Origin of the sequence: Pseudoduganella sp. R-34 (assembly GCF_049904655.1) — a bacterium.
Classification (GTDB): domain Bacteria; phylum Pseudomonadota; class Gammaproteobacteria; order Burkholderiales; family Burkholderiaceae_D; genus Rugamonas.
Genome location: NZ_CP184572.1, coordinates 2336720 through 2349857, shown reverse-complemented (window position 1 = coordinate 2349857; position 13138 = coordinate 2336720). Strand labels below are relative to the sequence as shown.

16 protein-coding genes are annotated in these 13138 nt (G+C 61.7%); 8 read left to right on the top strand and 8 right to left on the bottom strand.

The genetic code is table 11. The annotated features are described in order from the left end of the window. Positions 1–57: 57 nt before the first annotated feature. From ACN9MW_RS10780 to ACN9MW_RS10770, 3 genes are read left to right on the top strand one after another with little or no spacing between them, the layout of a single operon-like run. Entirely contained in the window at positions 58–1098 is a 1041-nt protein-coding gene (locus tag ACN9MW_RS10780) for a sensor histidine kinase (RefSeq protein ID WP_426170614.1), read from the top strand. Beyond that, positions 1095–1736 carry a LytR/AlgR family response regulator transcription factor gene (locus ACN9MW_RS10775; RefSeq protein WP_426170612.1) on the top strand — a complete coding sequence of 214 codons (642 nt, stop codon included), beginning with the start codon at positions 1095–1097 and terminating at the stop codon, positions 1734–1736. The genes ACN9MW_RS10780 and ACN9MW_RS10775 overlap by 4 nt, the downstream gene beginning before the upstream one ends. Then, on the top strand, positions 1733–2491 hold the full coding sequence (locus tag ACN9MW_RS10770) for a LytR/AlgR family response regulator transcription factor (protein ID WP_426170610.1): 759 nt from the start codon (positions 1733–1735) through the stop codon (positions 2489–2491). Before ACN9MW_RS10775 ends, ACN9MW_RS10770 begins: the two co-directional genes overlap by 4 nt. A gap of 51 nt (positions 2492–2542) precedes the next feature. Here the strand turns inward: ACN9MW_RS10770 and clpA are convergent, their stop codons facing one another. Next, complete coding sequence (gene clpA / locus ACN9MW_RS10765) at positions 2543–4843, bottom strand: ATP-dependent Clp protease ATP-binding subunit ClpA (protein WP_426170608.1); 2301 nt, start codon at positions 4841–4843, stop codon at positions 2543–2545. Further along, entirely contained in the window at positions 4840–5142 is a 303-nt protein-coding gene (gene clpS, locus ACN9MW_RS10760; RefSeq protein ID WP_055937573.1) for an ATP-dependent Clp protease adapter ClpS, read from the bottom strand. The genes clpA and clpS overlap by 4 nt, the downstream gene beginning before the upstream one ends. 324 nt (positions 5143–5466) lie before the next feature. On the opposite strand from clpS, the gene cspE reads away from it, so the two are divergent. Together cspE and ACN9MW_RS10750 are read left to right on the top strand one after the other, a co-directional pair. Next, a complete protein-coding gene (gene cspE / locus ACN9MW_RS10755) occupies positions 5467–5670 on the top strand; it encodes a transcription antiterminator/RNA stability regulator CspE (protein ID WP_130314874.1) in 204 nt (67 codons plus the stop codon). 83 nt (positions 5671–5753) lie between these two features. Continuing rightward, positions 5754–6266 carry a GNAT family N-acetyltransferase gene (locus ACN9MW_RS10750; RefSeq protein WP_426170606.1) on the top strand — a complete coding sequence of 171 codons (513 nt, stop codon included), beginning with the start codon at positions 5754–5756 and terminating at the stop codon, positions 6264–6266. Here the strand turns inward: ACN9MW_RS10750 and ACN9MW_RS10745 are convergent. Together ACN9MW_RS10745 and icd are read right to left on the bottom strand one after the other, a co-directional pair. Next, entirely contained in the window at positions 6263–6985 is a 723-nt protein-coding gene (locus ACN9MW_RS10745; protein ID WP_426170604.1) for a hypothetical protein, read from the bottom strand. The genes ACN9MW_RS10750 and ACN9MW_RS10745 overlap by 4 nt on opposite strands. 135 nt (positions 6986–7120) lie before the next feature. Beyond that, complete coding sequence (icd, locus tag ACN9MW_RS10740) at positions 7121–8374, bottom strand: NADP-dependent isocitrate dehydrogenase (RefSeq protein WP_426170603.1); 1254 nt, start codon at positions 8372–8374, stop codon at positions 7121–7123. A gap of 102 nt (positions 8375–8476) precedes the next feature. Here icd and ACN9MW_RS10735 point away from each other — a divergent pair, with 102 nt between their 5' ends. Both ACN9MW_RS10735 and ACN9MW_RS10730 read left to right on the top strand, forming a co-directional pair. After that, positions 8477–9043, top strand: a complete 567-nt coding sequence (locus ACN9MW_RS10735; RefSeq protein WP_426170601.1) for a pseudouridine synthase — start codon at positions 8477–8479, stop codon at positions 9041–9043. Positions 9044–9119: 76 nt separating this feature from the next. After that, entirely contained in the window at positions 9120–9404 is a 285-nt protein-coding gene (locus tag ACN9MW_RS10730) for a hypothetical protein (protein ID WP_426170600.1), read from the top strand. 88 nt (positions 9405–9492) lie between these two features. Here the strand turns inward: ACN9MW_RS10730 and rpsT are convergent, their stop codons facing one another. Further along, positions 9493–9759 (bottom strand): 30S ribosomal protein S20, encoded by a 267-nt coding sequence (gene rpsT, locus ACN9MW_RS10725; protein ID WP_055937377.1) that lies wholly within the window; start codon positions 9757–9759, stop codon positions 9493–9495. Positions 9760–9954: 195 nt separating this feature from the next. On the opposite strand from rpsT, the gene murJ reads away from it, so the two are divergent. Continuing rightward, positions 9955–11505 carry a murein biosynthesis integral membrane protein MurJ gene (gene murJ, locus ACN9MW_RS10720; RefSeq protein WP_426170598.1) on the top strand — a complete coding sequence of 517 codons (1551 nt, stop codon included), beginning with the start codon at positions 9955–9957 and terminating at the stop codon, positions 11503–11505. A 12-nt stretch (positions 11506–11517) separates the two neighbouring features. On the opposite strand, the gene ACN9MW_RS10715 is transcribed toward murJ, so the two are convergent. Genes ACN9MW_RS10715 through ACN9MW_RS10705 form a run of 3 tightly spaced genes read right to left on the bottom strand, consistent with a single transcriptional unit; the run spans position 11518 to position 13137 of the window. After that, complete coding sequence (locus tag ACN9MW_RS10715) at positions 11518–12333, bottom strand: type II secretion system protein (protein WP_426170596.1); 816 nt, start codon at positions 12331–12333, stop codon at positions 11518–11520. Then, positions 12299–12673: a type II secretion system protein gene (locus ACN9MW_RS10710; protein ID WP_130314880.1), complete on the bottom strand. Its 375-nt coding sequence runs from the start codon at positions 12671–12673 to the stop codon at positions 12299–12301. The genes ACN9MW_RS10715 and ACN9MW_RS10710 overlap by 35 nt, the downstream gene beginning before the upstream one ends. Further along, positions 12667–13137: a prepilin-type N-terminal cleavage/methylation domain-containing protein gene (locus tag ACN9MW_RS10705; protein WP_426170594.1), complete on the bottom strand. Its 471-nt coding sequence runs from the start codon at positions 13135–13137 to the stop codon at positions 12667–12669. The genes ACN9MW_RS10710 and ACN9MW_RS10705 overlap by 7 nt, the downstream gene beginning before the upstream one ends. Between the last annotated feature and the right edge of the window lies 1 nt (position 13138).

The window sequence follows — 13138 nt, the reverse complement described above, 5'->3', positions numbered from 1 at the left end:
GATACGGTATGCTCCCATGCCATGAAAAGAGCACTCACCGGGACGGAAAACGACCAAATGAACCGCACCGACGGCAGCGACATGCCGCTGCTGGCGCGGCTCAACTGGTATTGGATCTTGCAAGGGCTTGGCTGGAGCGCCGTGATTGCCTTCCTCATGCTGGTCAACGGGCCGTTCCTGGCGCGGCCGGGCGCCGTCCTGACCTGCATCCTGGACGGCCTCAGCGGCCTGCTGCTGACGGACCTGTGGCGCCGCTACATGAAGCTGCGCGACTGGAATAAGCGCAGCGTGGACTGGCGGCAGGTCCTTGTCGCCATCTTCATCCTCGGCCCCGTGCAGTTGGCGCTCGTCACCATCATTGCCCGTTCGCTGGTCGGCGTGGCAGACGGCGGCAGCTGGCTACCCATGCTCTTGCTGTTCTGGTCCGGCATCATGACAGCATGGCAGGTCTCATATATGGCTGCCACGGCCCTGCGGCGCGCCAACCGCTTCGAATCGGAAGCGCTGCGGCTCGACGTGCTCGCCAAGGAAGCCGAACTGAAGGCCCTGCAGGCCCAGGTGAACCCGCATTTTTTCTTCAATAGCCTGAACAGCGTGCGCGCCCTGATTTTCGAGAACCAGCAATCGGCCGCGCAAATGATCGACCAGCTTGCAACGCTGATGCGCTATACGCTGGCTGCCAGCTATGCCGATACCGTGCCGCTGAAAGAAGAGATGGAAGCTGTTGAATCCTACCTGGCCATCGAAAAGATCCGCTTCGAAGAGCGCCTGAACGTCACCGTCTGCATCGCCGACGGCATGGATAGCGTGACCATTCCGCCGATGGCCGTGCAGACGCTGGTTGAAAACGCGGTGAAATACGGCGTCGAGCAAAGCAGCGCCGGCACGGAAATCCGCATCAGTGCCAGCCATGCCAACGGCCACGCCGCTATCGAGGTGGCCAACCGCGGCGCCTTGGCCAGGCTAGGCAATTCGACGCGCGTCGGCCTGGCCAACGCCCGCAAAAGGCTGCTGCATGCCAAGGGCGGCAACGCCAGCCTTGAACTGGTGGAGCGCGATGGCTGGGTACGCGCCACCCTGAGCTTCCCTCTGTCATGACGATGCGCGTGCTGGTTATCGACGATGAGCGGCTGGCCCGCAAGGAGCTGCGCCGCCTGCTGGCAGGCCAGCAGCAATTTGAAATCGTCGGCGAGGCCGCCGATGTTGCCGATGGCATCGCGCGGGCCAAGGCTTTGGCGCCGGACCTGCTCCTGCTGAATGTGCAGATACCGGGCGGCAGCGGCTTCGACCTGCTCGATGCGCTGGACGACGTGCCGGAAGTTATTTTCACCACGGGCCATGGCCACTGCCCGGCCGACTACCTGCTCAAGCCGATCCACCCGCAACGCCTTGCCGCCGCACTGGAACGTGCTGCCGTCCGCGCCGGCATGGGCAGCAAGCCACGCAAGCTGTTCATCCGCGAGGGGGAGCGCTGCTGGTTCGTGCGCCTGACCGACATCCGCCTGTTCGAGGCGGAAGGCGAGCATACGCGCGCCTATTTCGACGGCGCTGCGCCGCTGATCCCGCGCTCCCTGCAACAGCTCGAACAAATGCTCGACCGCCAGCAATTCTTCCGCGCCAGCAGCCGCCACCTGGTCAACCTGGCCGATGTCGATCGCATCGTGCAAACCGCCGGCGGTTCACTGGCGCTGAATGTGGCGGGCGTGGCTGTGGAAGTCACGGGTGTCACCCAATGACAATGGCGGACACCCTGCATCCGCTTCTGGCAAGCTTGGCCGGTACGGGCCGCATGATACGCGTCCTGGTCGTTGACGACGAGCGCCTGGCTCGCGCCGAACTGCGGCGTTTGCTGGCCTGCCACGCCGGCGTCGCCGTGGTTGGAGAGGCGGCCAATGCCGCCGAAGCGGCGCTTCAGGTGGCTGCGTTGCAGCCCGACTTGCTGCTGCTGGACGTGCAAATGCCCGGCGCCAGCGGCTTCGACCTGCTGGCCGCGCTCGACGACCCGCCCGAGGTGATCTTCACCACCGCCTTCGACCAGTACGCCTTGCAGGCCTTCGAAGCCAGTGCGCTCGACTACCTGATGAAGCCCATCGAGCCGCGACGCTTGGCTGCGGCTTTGGAGCGTGCCGCTGCGCGGCTTGGCTTCGCGCCTGCGCCCAGCGCCATTCCGCGAAAACTGTTCATCCGCGACGGTGAACGCTGCTGGTTCGTGCGGCTGGAAGACATCCGCCTGTTCGAGTCTGAGGGCAATTACACCCGCCTCTACTTCGACGGCGCCGCGCCGTTGCTGGCGCGCTCGCTGCTGCAACTGGAACAGCGCCTCGATCCGCAGCAGTTCTTCCGCGCCAATCGCCGCCACATCGTCAACCTGGCCGCCGTGCGCAGCATCGAGAATGGCGACGGCGGCGCCGTCCTGCTGCGCGTCGACGGCATGAGCGTAGAGGTGTCGCGCCGCCGCCTGGCGACATTGAAGCAACTCCAGGAACTTTGAGGGAATAAAAAAACCCGCTCGGCGAGCGGGTTTTCCGAAGCGTCACACCGCTTATTCGACTTCGACGGTCTCCGGTGGCGGCGTAGGCGCCGCATCCGGTTCCGGGAACTCCAGCTTGATCGCTTCGGCTTCGTCCAGGTCGACAATCACGCGGCCGCCGGACACCAGGCGGCCGAACAGCAGTTCGTCGGCCAGCGCCTTGCGGATCATGTCCTGGATCAGGCGCGACATCGGACGCGCGCCCATCAAAGGATCGAAGCCCTTCTTCGCCAGGAACTTGCGCAGCTTCTCGCTGAAGATGGCTTCCACCTTCTTCTCGTGCAGCTGCTCTTCCAGCTGCATCAGGAACTTGTCCACCACGCGCAGGATGATTTCCTCGTCCAGCGCGCGGAAGCTGATGGTCGCATCCAGGCGGTTGCGGAACTCCGGTGTGAACATGCGCTTGATGTCCGCCATCTCGTCGCCCGCTTCCTTGCTGTCGGTGAAGCCGATCGAACGCTTCTGCAGGCTTTCCGCACCCGCATTGGTGGTCATGATGATGATCACGTTGCGGAAGTCGGCTTTGCGGCCGTTGTTGTCGGTCAGCGTGCCGTGGTCCATCACCTGCAGCAGGATATTGAAGATATCCGGATGCGCCTTCTCGATCTCGTCCAGCAGCAGCACGGCATGCGGCTTCTTGGTAATCGCTTCGGTCAGCAGGCCGCCCTGGTCGTAGCCCACGTAGCCAGGAGGCGCGCCGATCAGGCGGCTCACCGCATGGCGCTCCATGTATTCCGACATGTCGAAGCGGATCAGCTCAATGCCCAGGATGAAGGCCAGCTGCTTGGCCACCTCGGTCTTGCCGACGCCGGTCGGGCCGGAGAACAGGAAGGAACCGATAGGCTTGTCCTGCTTGCCCAGGCCGGCGCGCGACATCTTGATCGCAGATGCCAGCGCTTCGATTGCAGGGTCCTGGCCGAACACCACGTTGCGCAGGTCGCGGTCGATGGTAGCCAGCTTGCTGCGGTCGTCCTGGTTGACGGTCTGCGGCGGGATGCGCGCGATCTTGGAAATGATTTCCTCGATCTCGGTCTTGCCGATGGTTTTCTTCTGCTTCGACTTCGGCAGGATGCGCTGTGCGGCGCCAGCCTCGTCGATCACGTCGATCGCCTTGTCCGGCAGGTGCCGGTCGTTGATAAAGCGCGCAGCCAATTCGGCCGCGGTCGACAGCGCCGACGACGAATACTTCACGCCATGGTGCTCCTCGAAGCGCGACTTCAGCCCGCGCAGGATCTGCACGGTCTGCTCCACGGTCGGCTCGTTGACGTCGACCTTCTGAAAGCGGCGCGACAGCGCATGGTCTTTCTCGAACACGCCGCGGAATTCCGTGAAGGTGGTCGCGCCGATGCACTTCAGCTGGCCGTTGGCCAGGGCCGGTTTCAGCAGGTTGGACGCGTCCAGCGTGCCGCCCGACGCCGAGCCGGCGCCGATGATGGTGTGGATCTCGTCGATGAACAGGATGCCGTTCGGATTATCCTTCAGCTGCTTGAGCACGGCCTTCAGGCGCTGCTCGAAGTCGCCGCGGTACTTGGTGCCGGCCAGCAGCGCGCCCATGTCCAGCGAGTAGACCACCGCGTTCGACAGCACTTCCGGCACGTCGCCCTGGGTGATGCGGTAGGCCAGGCCTTCCGCAATGGCGGTCTTGCCCACGCCGGCTTCGCCCACCAGCAGCGGATTGTTCTTGCGGCGGCGGCACAGCACCTGGATCACGCGGTCCACTTCGTCTTCGCGGCCGATCAGCGGGTCGATCTTGCCCTCGGCGGCAGACTTGTTCAGGTTCTGGGTGAACTGGTCCAGCGGCGATTCCTTGGCCTGGCCTTCCGGTGCGGCGCCTTCTTCCACGCCCTCGGATGCCTTGCCTGAATCCATCTGCTGGTCCTTGCGCACGCCGTGCGAGATGAAGTTGACCACGTCCAGGCGGGTGACTCCCTGCTGGTGCAGGTAGTAAACAGCGTGCGAGTCTTTTTCACCGAAGATGGCCACCAGCACATTGGCGCCGGTCACTTCCTTCTTGCCGTTGGAAGCCGACTGCACGTGCATGATCGCGCGCTGGATCACGCGCTGGAAGCCCAGGGTAGGCTGGGTATCCACTTCGCCGGTGCCAGGCACGGTCGGCGTGTTGTCGCCGATGAAGTTGGTCAGCGTTTTGCGCAGGTCCTCAATATTCACTGCGCAGGCGCGCAGCACCTCGGCTGCCGATGGATTGTCGAGCAGCGCCAGCAGCAAGTGCTCCACGGTGATGAACTCGTGTCGCGCCTGCCGCGCTTCGACAAACGCCATATGCAAACTTACTTCCAATTCCTGCGCAATCATACTTCCTCCATCACACATTGCAGGGGATGCCCCGCCTTGCGTGCATGCGTTAAAACGAACTCCACTTTGGTTGAAGCTATATCTTTAGAGAAAACGCCGCACACGCCTTTGCCGTAGCGATGGACACTCAGCATAATTTGTGTGGCCGTTTCCCGGTCCTTATTGAAATACTCCTGGATGATGGCGACCACAAACTCCATTGGAGTGTAGTCGTCGTTCAGCAGCGCCACCTGGTACATAGGTGGCGGCTTGATTGCCTGCCGTTCCAGGACGGTTTCGGTGTCATGCTTGGTTGCCATACGCTTATATTCTAATGCTTTCAGACTAGTTGCAACGCCCATTTCAGAGGGCCATTTCCACCAGTACTCATCTTACGCGTTTTCGCCGATTGCCGCAGATGGCGGTCAGCTTGGTCAAAATCAAGAGCTCGAAAAAAGCTGTTGCAAAAAGCTCACCATGTGCTAGTGAAAGCGCTTGACATTAAAAATTGTTCCGCCAACAATGCGATATCGACTTTGTGCAGATCTGTACATGTTGGTAAGAAGTGAGTTGTCGAGGAGGGGGCAGGAAGCTTCTTGCTTTTATGGCTCGTGTGATTCGTTTTTATTGAAAGTTTTTTTAAAATGGCAACTGGTACCGTTAAGTGGTTCAATGACTCCAAAGGTTTTGGCTTCATCACTCCTGATGATGGCGGTGAGGATTTGTTCGCACACTTCTCCGCGATTAACATGAACGGCTTCAAGACCCTGAAAGAAGGTCAAAAAGTGCAGTTCGAAGTTACTCAGGGCCCTAAAGGCAAGCAAGCTTCCAACATCCAGACCAACTAATCCCTGGCCTCGGACAACGAAAAGCCCCGCCCCGCGGGGTTTTTTTTCGCCTGCCATCATACCCGCACTATGCCGATTTCGTCATGCAAATCCGCACTTTGACAACAGCCGATGCGCCCGCGCTGCTGGAATTCGAGCTCGCCAACCGCGACTGGTTCGAATCCCAGGTCGATGCCCGTGCGCCAGACTTTTACAATCTTATCGGCGTGGCTGCGCATATCGAAGACTACCTGGCGCGCCATGCGAGCGGCACCATGCATCCCTGCCTGCTGGTTGAAGACGGGGAGATTATTGGCCGTTGCAACTTGAAAGGTATCGACCAGGTCTCATTGCGCGCCGAAGTCGGCTACCGGATCGCCTCTTATGCCTGCGGCCGGGGGCTTGCCGGCGCCGCGCTGGCACACTTGATGGAACTGGCTTACGGCCACTGGCAGCTACGTGGCCTCGACGCCCACGTTACTATCGCCAACGCCGCCTCCGCCCGCGTCCTGCAGCGGGCCGGCTTCATCTTTGCCGGCTCCTCCCCTATCCAGGCAGAAGTCGCCGGCAGCGCACTCGATTGCCTGCACTTTTGTCACGCTCGCGCAATTCGCTAAAACATGCGGCTGGCCAGATCCGCCACCAACACAACGACACCGAGCGTCAGACCTACCATCCAGCGGCTGAACGTATCGTGCCGACGTCTCATCTCGACCATGTGTGCATCCTGACGCTTGTCCATTTCAAGCATCTGCGTTTGCAACTGGCCTATGAGCGCCTTCATATTGTCATCCTGCCGAACGAAACGCTGTTCCGACTCTCGGCGCGCCTCGGTAAAGCGCTCGCAGGTCGTGCGCTCGGCTTCGGCAAATCGCTCGAGATTCTTCCGTTCGGCTTCGGCAAAGCGCTCGAGATTCTTCCGTTCGGCTTCGGCAAAGCGCTCCATACTCTTGCGGTCGGCCTCGGCAAAGCGCTCCGTATTCTTGCGTTCGGCCTCGGCAAAGCGCTCCGTATTCTTGCGTTCGGCTTCAGCAAAGCGCTCGCTATTCATGTGTTCGGCCTCGGCAAAGCGCTCCATATTCTTGCGTTCGGCCTCGGCAAAGCGCTCCGTATTCTTGCATTCCGCCTCGGCAAAGCGCTCGGAGCTCTTGAGGTCGGCTTCGGCAAAGCGCGCCGCCATATCGGACCGCACCAGGGCAAAGCCACTGTCCATGTGCTGACGTAATAAGGCCAGTTCGCAATTAAGGGCATCCACCTGTTTCTCCAGCCGGTGAAGTCGCGCGTCATCATCATCTTCGGACGGGGACGATTCATCGTCAAGCAAGCTCTGCGGCATGGCAGCCTCCTCGAGTGAGCGTAAGCGGTTTATTCTCTGCCGCTTCACACGCCGCCATGTTGAGCCGCGTCAGGCGCACAATAAAAAACCCCGCCTCCTTGCGGATGGCGGGGTTTGCATGGAAACGAGCTTGGCTTACATCTGCTCGATCATGACGTCACCGAAGCCGGAGCACGACACCTGGGTCGCGCCTTCCATCAGGCGGGCGAAGTCGTAGGTAACTTTCTTGGAGGTGATCGCCTTCTCCATCGAGGCGATGATCAGGTCCGCCGCCTCGGTCCAGCCCATATGGCGCAGCATCATTTCAGCCGACAGGATCAGGGAGCCAGGGTTCACATAATCCTTGCCCGCGTACTTAGGCGCGGTGCCGTGGGTCGCTTCGAACATGGCCACGGAGTCGGACAGGTTGGCGCCCGGCGCAATGCCGATACCGCCTACCTGTGCCGCCAGCGCGTCGGAAATGTAGTCACCGTTCAGGTTCAGGGTGGCGATCACCGAGTACTCCGCCGGACGCAGCAGGATCTGCTGCAGGAACGCGTCGGCGATCGAATCCTTGACGGTGATCTCGCGGCCGGTCTTCGGATTCTTGAACTTGCACCATGGGCCACCGTCGATCAGCTCGGCACCGAATTCTTTTTGCGCCAGTTCGTAGGCCCAGTCACGGAAACCGCCTTCGGTGTACTTCATGATGTTGCCCTTGTGGACGATGGTCACGGAAGGCTTGTCGTTGTCGATCGCGTACTGGATCGCCTTGCGCACCAGGCGCTCGGTGCCTTCGCGCGAGACCGGCTTGACGCCGATGCCGGAGGTGCCAGGGAAGCGGATCTTCTTCACGCCCATTTCCTTGGTCAGGAACTCGATCAGCTTCTTGGCGCCTTCCGAGCCTTCCTGCCACTCGATGCCGGCGTAGATGTCTTCCGAGTTTTCGCGGAAGATCACCATGTCGGTTTTCTCAGGCTCGCGCACTGGCGAAGGCACGCCCTTGAAGTAGCGCACCGGGCGCAGGCAGACGTACAGGTCCAGTTCCTGGCGCAGGGCCACGTTCAGGGAACGGATGCCGCCGCCGACCGGGGTCGTCAGCGGGCCCTTGATCGACACCACATAATCCTTCAGTACCTTCAGGGTCTCTTCCGGCAGCCACACGTCCGGGCCGTAGACCTTGGTCGACTTTTCGCCGGCGAAGATCTCCATCCAGCTGATCTTGCGCTTGCCGCCGTAGGACTTGGCAACCGCCGCGTCCACCACCTTGATCATCACCGGGGTGATGTCCACGCCGGTGCCGTCGCCTTCCAGGTAAGGAATGATTGGGGTGTCAGGCACGTTCAGGGAAAAGTCGGCGTTAACGGTGATTTTCTGGCCGTCGGCAGGTACTTTGATATGTTGGTACATCGTGTTCTCCGAAGAAGGGTTTTGGCAGTCTTCTATAAGACATAAGACACTAGCATTCCACATTATGCACCAGTATTTTACTGGGCGCTATACTAGCTATCTATGCCTCTGATACTTTTTAATAAACCTTTCCAGGTATTGTGCCAGTTTTCCCCCTCCGGAGATAAGGAAACGCTGGCCGACTACATCAAGATCCCGAACGTCTATCCCGCTGGTCGCCTCGACTACGACAGCGAAGGCCTGATGCTGATGACCGACGACGGCAAGCTGCAGCACAAGATCGCCCACCCCGACCGCAAGGAGGCCAAGACCTACCTGGTGCAGGTGGAGGGCGTGCCGGATGCCGGCGCCATGGCGCGCCTGCAGGCGCCGCTGGACCTGGGCGACTTCACTACCCTGCCCTGCAAGGCGGTACGTATCGCTGAACCGGCCTGGCTGTGGCCGCGCAATCCGCCGATCCGCCAGCGCGCCGACCAGCCGACTTCCTGGCTGGCCATCACCCTGCAGGAAGGCAAGAACCGCCAGGTGCGGCGCATGACAGCGGCCATCGGCCACCCCACGCTGCGCCTGGTACGCTCGGCCATCGGCGGCGTTTCGCTGGCCAGCCACCCGCTGATGCCGGGAGAATGGATGGAAGTATCCCCGGACAATTTGCGCCCGGAGAAATAAGTCAACCAGGCAAGTTGCGACAGCGTTGATGAATCAGGTTCACCTGAACCTGCATCCACTATAAAAGGAGTTCGTCATGTCTAAGACTACTGTCGTGCTGCTTGCCTCCCTGCTGTCCTGTTCCGCCTTCGCTGCCGACCACCATATGAAAGCTTCCGCGTCGGCTTCCGCTGCGGCATCCGCCGCCTCGATGGCGTCGGCCGCGCCGATGGCTTCCGCTTCCATGGCCGCCTCGGCTGCCGCTTCGGACGCGGCCTCCGCCAAGAAATCGGCCAAGAAAGCCAAGAAAGCCGCCTCTGCTGCAGCTTCCGCTGCCGCATCGGCAGCCTCCGCCGCTTCCATGGCTGCTTCGATGAAGTAAGCACAAAGCGAAAAACCCGCCATGGCGCAATGCCATGCGGGTTATTCCGGTACACCTGTTTGGCGGCTAGTGCCGCCAGCACACGAACTTAGGCGGACAGTGCCTTCAGGGCAGCTGCCAGGCGGCTCTTGTGACGAGCGGCCTTGTTCTTGTGGATGATTTTCTTGTCAGCGATCGAGTCGATGGTCGACACGGAAGCCTGGAAGATGGTGGTAGCAGCAGCTTTGTCGCCAGCCTGGATTGCCTTGCGAACAGCCTTGATAGCGGTACGCAGGGTCGAACGCTGAGCGGAGTTGTGAGCGTTTTGCTTGACTGCTTGACGAGCGCGTTTGCGCGCTTGTGCGGTATTTGCCATTTGAGAATCCTAATTCGTTGTCAAAGTTCGTTTGCAAACAATAGCGTTTGCCAAACCGGTGCGGTGTTTTCAGAGCCGGCTGAACGTCGCTGCCTGCCTTACTGAATTCTGTACAGCCTTAAATTATAACGGGGTTTTGCTGCCAGGGCAATTCTAAATATCGGGGCGTTGCCGCTTTCGCTATAATCAGCGCCCATGAACTTGCTCAAGACCCTCGCCGCTATTTCAAGCATGACAATGTTGTCCCGCATTACGGGACTGCTTCGTGAGGTCCTGTTCTTCCGCGCTTTCGGCGCGGGCGGCATGACCGACGCCTTCTACATTGCCTTCCGCATTCCCAACCTGCTGCGCCGCCTGTTTGCCGAAGGCGCGTTTTCGCAGGCATTTGTGCCAATGTTGGCAGAATACAAAAACAAACAGGGCGAAGAAGCGACCCGCTCCCTGGTTGACCATGTGGCGACCGTGCTGGTCTGGGCCACGCTGCTCACCAGCGCAGTCGGTATTATAGGCGCCCCGCTGTTCATCTACCTGATTGGTTCCGGCCTGAGCAAGGATCCGGCATCGTTCGACGCCGCCGTCTGGATGACGCGCCTGATGTTCCCTTATATCGCCTGCATGTCCTTCGTCGCGCTGTCCAGCGGCGTGCTGAATACCTGGCGCCAGTTCAAGATCCCGGCCTTCACTCCGGTGCTGCTGAACATTTCCTTCATCAGCGCCGCGCTGTTCCTGGCGCCGCACCTGAAGCAGCCGGTCTACGCGATGGCGATTGCCGTCATGGTCGGCGGCATCCTGCAGGTTGCGATCCAGGTGCCTTCGCTGGTGAAGATCGGCATGCTGCCACGCCTGTCGTGGAATCCGCGCGCCGGCCTGGCCGATCCGGGCGTGCGCCGCATGCTGAAGAACATGGTGCCAGCCCTGTTTGCCGTCTCGGTGGCGCAAATCAGCCTGATGATCAACACCACCTATGCGTCCTGGATGCAGGAAGGCAGCGTTTCCTGGCTGACCGCCGCCGACCGCCTGATGGAGTTTCCCAACGCCCTGCTCGGCGTGGCGCTTGGCACCATCCTGCTGCCAAGCTTGTCCAAGGCCAGCCAGGAACAGGACCACGCGGAATATTCGGCCCTGCTGGACTGGGGCCTGCGCTTGACCTTCCTGCTTGCCATGCCGGCGGCGGTGGGCATCGCCGTGCTGGCCCTGCCCCTGATGGCGACCCTGTTCCACAACGGCAAATTCACCGACTTCGCTGCCGTGATGTCGGCCCAGCCTTTGCTGGCCTATGCGGTCGGCCTGCTCGGCATCATCCTGGTCAAGTCGCTGACGCCGGCCTTCTACGCGCGCCAGGACGTGCGTACGCCGGTACGCATCGGCATCATCACCCTGCTCGCGACACAGGTGATGAACCTGGCTTTCGTCTGGCAGTTCAAGGTGGCCGGCCTGGCGCTGTCGATCAGCGTGGCGGCACTGCTGAACGCTGCCCTGCTGTACCGCGGCCTGCGCGCAAAGGGCATCTACGCGCCGCAACCGGGTTGGCCGAAGTTCCTGGCCCGCCTGCTGCTGGCTGTCGTCCTGATGGGCCTTGCCGGCTGGTTCGGTGCGCAGCAGTTTGACTGGCTGGCCATGCGCCACCATGCGTTCCTGCGCGCAGGTGCGCTGTTCCTGGTGATCGGCGCTTGCGTGGTGGTGTACTTCGGCACCTTGTTCGCGCTCGGTTTCCGCCTGCGCGACTTCAAGCGCCGCGCCAAATAAGGCGGCGCAGCCTCAGCGCCGCGGCGGCGGTGCTGGCGGCTCCTCGCGCGGCTGCTCGCCGGACTGTCCTGGCGGCGGTTCTTGCGGCGGTTCCTGCGGTTCCTGTGCCGGTTCTTGGGGCGGTTCCTGCGGCTCCTGTGGCGGCTCTGGCGGCTCGGCCGGCCTTGGCGGCTCTTGCGGCGTGCCGGTCTTGCTGCCGGGCGGCGTGCCATTCAAGCCACCCGGCTGGGTGCCGTCCATGCCGGTCAGCGGGCTGCCTGGCTGCATGCCCGATCCCGGCTTGGCCGGCTGGCCCGGCTGCTGGGCGGGCTGCTGTCCGTCCCCACTCTTGGCTCCCGCGACCTGCACGCCTTCGCCGCTGAATTTCCAGTCCGCCAGGCTGGTCTTGCCTTCAAATGCGACGAAGCGCGGCGGGAAATTGCCGATCTTGATCGGCGTGGCCTTGGACAGGCTGTAGATGGCCAGGATGCCGCCGTTTTCGGTGGCCTTCACCAGCCCCCATTCAGCCTTGCCTGTCATCGGGTCGACATACACGCGGCGCAAATGGCGGCGCAACTGCGGGAAGCGCGGATCTTTCAGGAGTTCGGCAAAAGACTTCGGATAGTTGGGCTGCCCCTGTGGCGTGGCGGCGGCATAGCTGGCCAGCGCATTGCTGTACTCCATGCCGATATCGAGCAGGGCCTGCTCGGCCGCCGCCCGCTGCATGGTCGTGCCAAGCCGCAGCGACATGGCGCCAACCAGGCCGATTATCGCCACCAGGATCACTACGCTGACGTAGGTGAACCCGCGCTGCCTACCATTCCGAATAAGGCTTGCCGCTTCGGTCATTGCCGGGCGCTCCGCTCTTGATGTCTGCCACGCCGCCTTTGCCGACGTCGTCCGGAGGCACGATGGTCCAGCTGTCGCTTTTCTCCGTGATCGGGTCGATCGGCACCGCGCGCAGGTATTTTTTTTCCACCAGCTGTTCCAGGCTGTCCGGGAAGCGGCCGGTATCGCCGTAGTACTGGTCGATGATGGCGCGCGTGCTGCGCAAGTTGTCGGCCAGGATGGTTTCCTTGGTCTTGTCCACGCTCGGGAAGTAGCGCGGCACGGCGAGCGTCAGCAGCAAGGCGATGATGCCCAGCACCACCAGCAGTTCAATCAGCGTGAAGCCCTTCTTGTTCACCATTTCTTGTAAGGCACGCCGTTCAGGCCCACCTGCTCCGAAGTCGAATACACGTCAAAAACATCCTCGCCTTCGCGCGGATCGTCGGCGTCGCTGGCGTAGCTGCGCTTGCCCCAGCTCTGCCCATTGCTGGCGTTCGAGTCCGCGTTGAAAGGGTCGCGCGGAATGCGCCGCAGAAAGAAGATCTTGGCGCGCTTCGGGCTGCGCACGTCGACCACGCCTTCCACCAGCACCTCCAGCGTGCGCGGGTAACCGTTGCCGGTGATGGACTTGGCAATGCGGCCTTCATCGTAGGCGGTCTTGTAATCGTCCAGCGCCTTGCGGATCACATGCAGCGCGCTGCGCAGCTCCTGCTCGTTGCGGCGCTGGACCACGGTCTGGCCGACCGGGATCGCCAGCGCGGCGAGCAGGCCAAGGATGGCCAGCGTCACCAGCAGTTCGATCAGGGTGAATCCGCGCGCGCGCATG

Bases quoted from the DNA above. Each gene is read 5' to 3' on its own strand.
- ACN9MW_RS10780 (WP_426170614.1), top strand. From the start codon at position 58: ATGAACCGCACCGACGGCAGCGACATGCCGCTGCTGGCGCGGCTCAAC.
- icd (WP_426170603.1), bottom strand. From the start codon at position 8,374: ATGTACCAACATATCAAAGTACCTGCCGACGGCCAGAAAATCACCGTT.
- ACN9MW_RS10715 (WP_426170596.1), bottom strand. From the start codon at position 12,333: ATGACCGAAGCGGCAAGCCTTATTCGGAATGGTAGGCAGCGCGGGTTC.
- ACN9MW_RS10750 (WP_426170606.1), top strand. From the start codon at position 5,754: ATGCAAATCCGCACTTTGACAACAGCCGATGCGCCCGCGCTGCTGGAA.
- ACN9MW_RS10770 (WP_426170610.1), top strand. From the start codon at position 1,733: ATGACAATGGCGGACACCCTGCATCCGCTTCTGGCAAGCTTGGCCGGT.
- cspE (WP_130314874.1), top strand. From the start codon at position 5,467: ATGGCAACTGGTACCGTTAAGTGGTTCAATGACTCCAAAGGTTTTGGC.
- ACN9MW_RS10775 (WP_426170612.1), top strand. From the start codon at position 1,095: ATGACGATGCGCGTGCTGGTTATCGACGATGAGCGGCTGGCCCGCAAG.
- ACN9MW_RS10735 (WP_426170601.1), top strand. From the start codon at position 8,477: ATGCCTCTGATACTTTTTAATAAACCTTTCCAGGTATTGTGCCAGTTT.
- clpS (WP_055937573.1), bottom strand. From the start codon at position 5,142: ATGGCAACCAAGCATGACACCGAAACCGTCCTGGAACGGCAGGCAATC.
- ACN9MW_RS10710 (WP_130314880.1), bottom strand. From the start codon at position 12,673: ATGGTGAACAAGAAGGGCTTCACGCTGATTGAACTGCTGGTGGTGCTG.
- ACN9MW_RS10745 (WP_426170604.1), bottom strand. From the start codon at position 6,985: ATGCCGCAGAGCTTGCTTGACGATGAATCGTCCCCGTCCGAAGATGAT.
- ACN9MW_RS10705 (WP_426170594.1), bottom strand. From the start codon at position 13,137: ATGCGCGCGCGCGGATTCACCCTGATCGAACTGCTGGTGACGCTGGCC.
- rpsT (WP_055937377.1), bottom strand. From the start codon at position 9,759: ATGGCAAATACCGCACAAGCGCGCAAACGCGCTCGTCAAGCAGTCAAG.
- clpA (WP_426170608.1), bottom strand. From the start codon at position 4,843: ATGATTGCGCAGGAATTGGAAGTAAGTTTGCATATGGCGTTTGTCGAA.
- murJ (WP_426170598.1), top strand. From the start codon at position 9,955: ATGAACTTGCTCAAGACCCTCGCCGCTATTTCAAGCATGACAATGTTG.
- ACN9MW_RS10730 (WP_426170600.1), top strand. From the start codon at position 9,120: ATGTCTAAGACTACTGTCGTGCTGCTTGCCTCCCTGCTGTCCTGTTCC.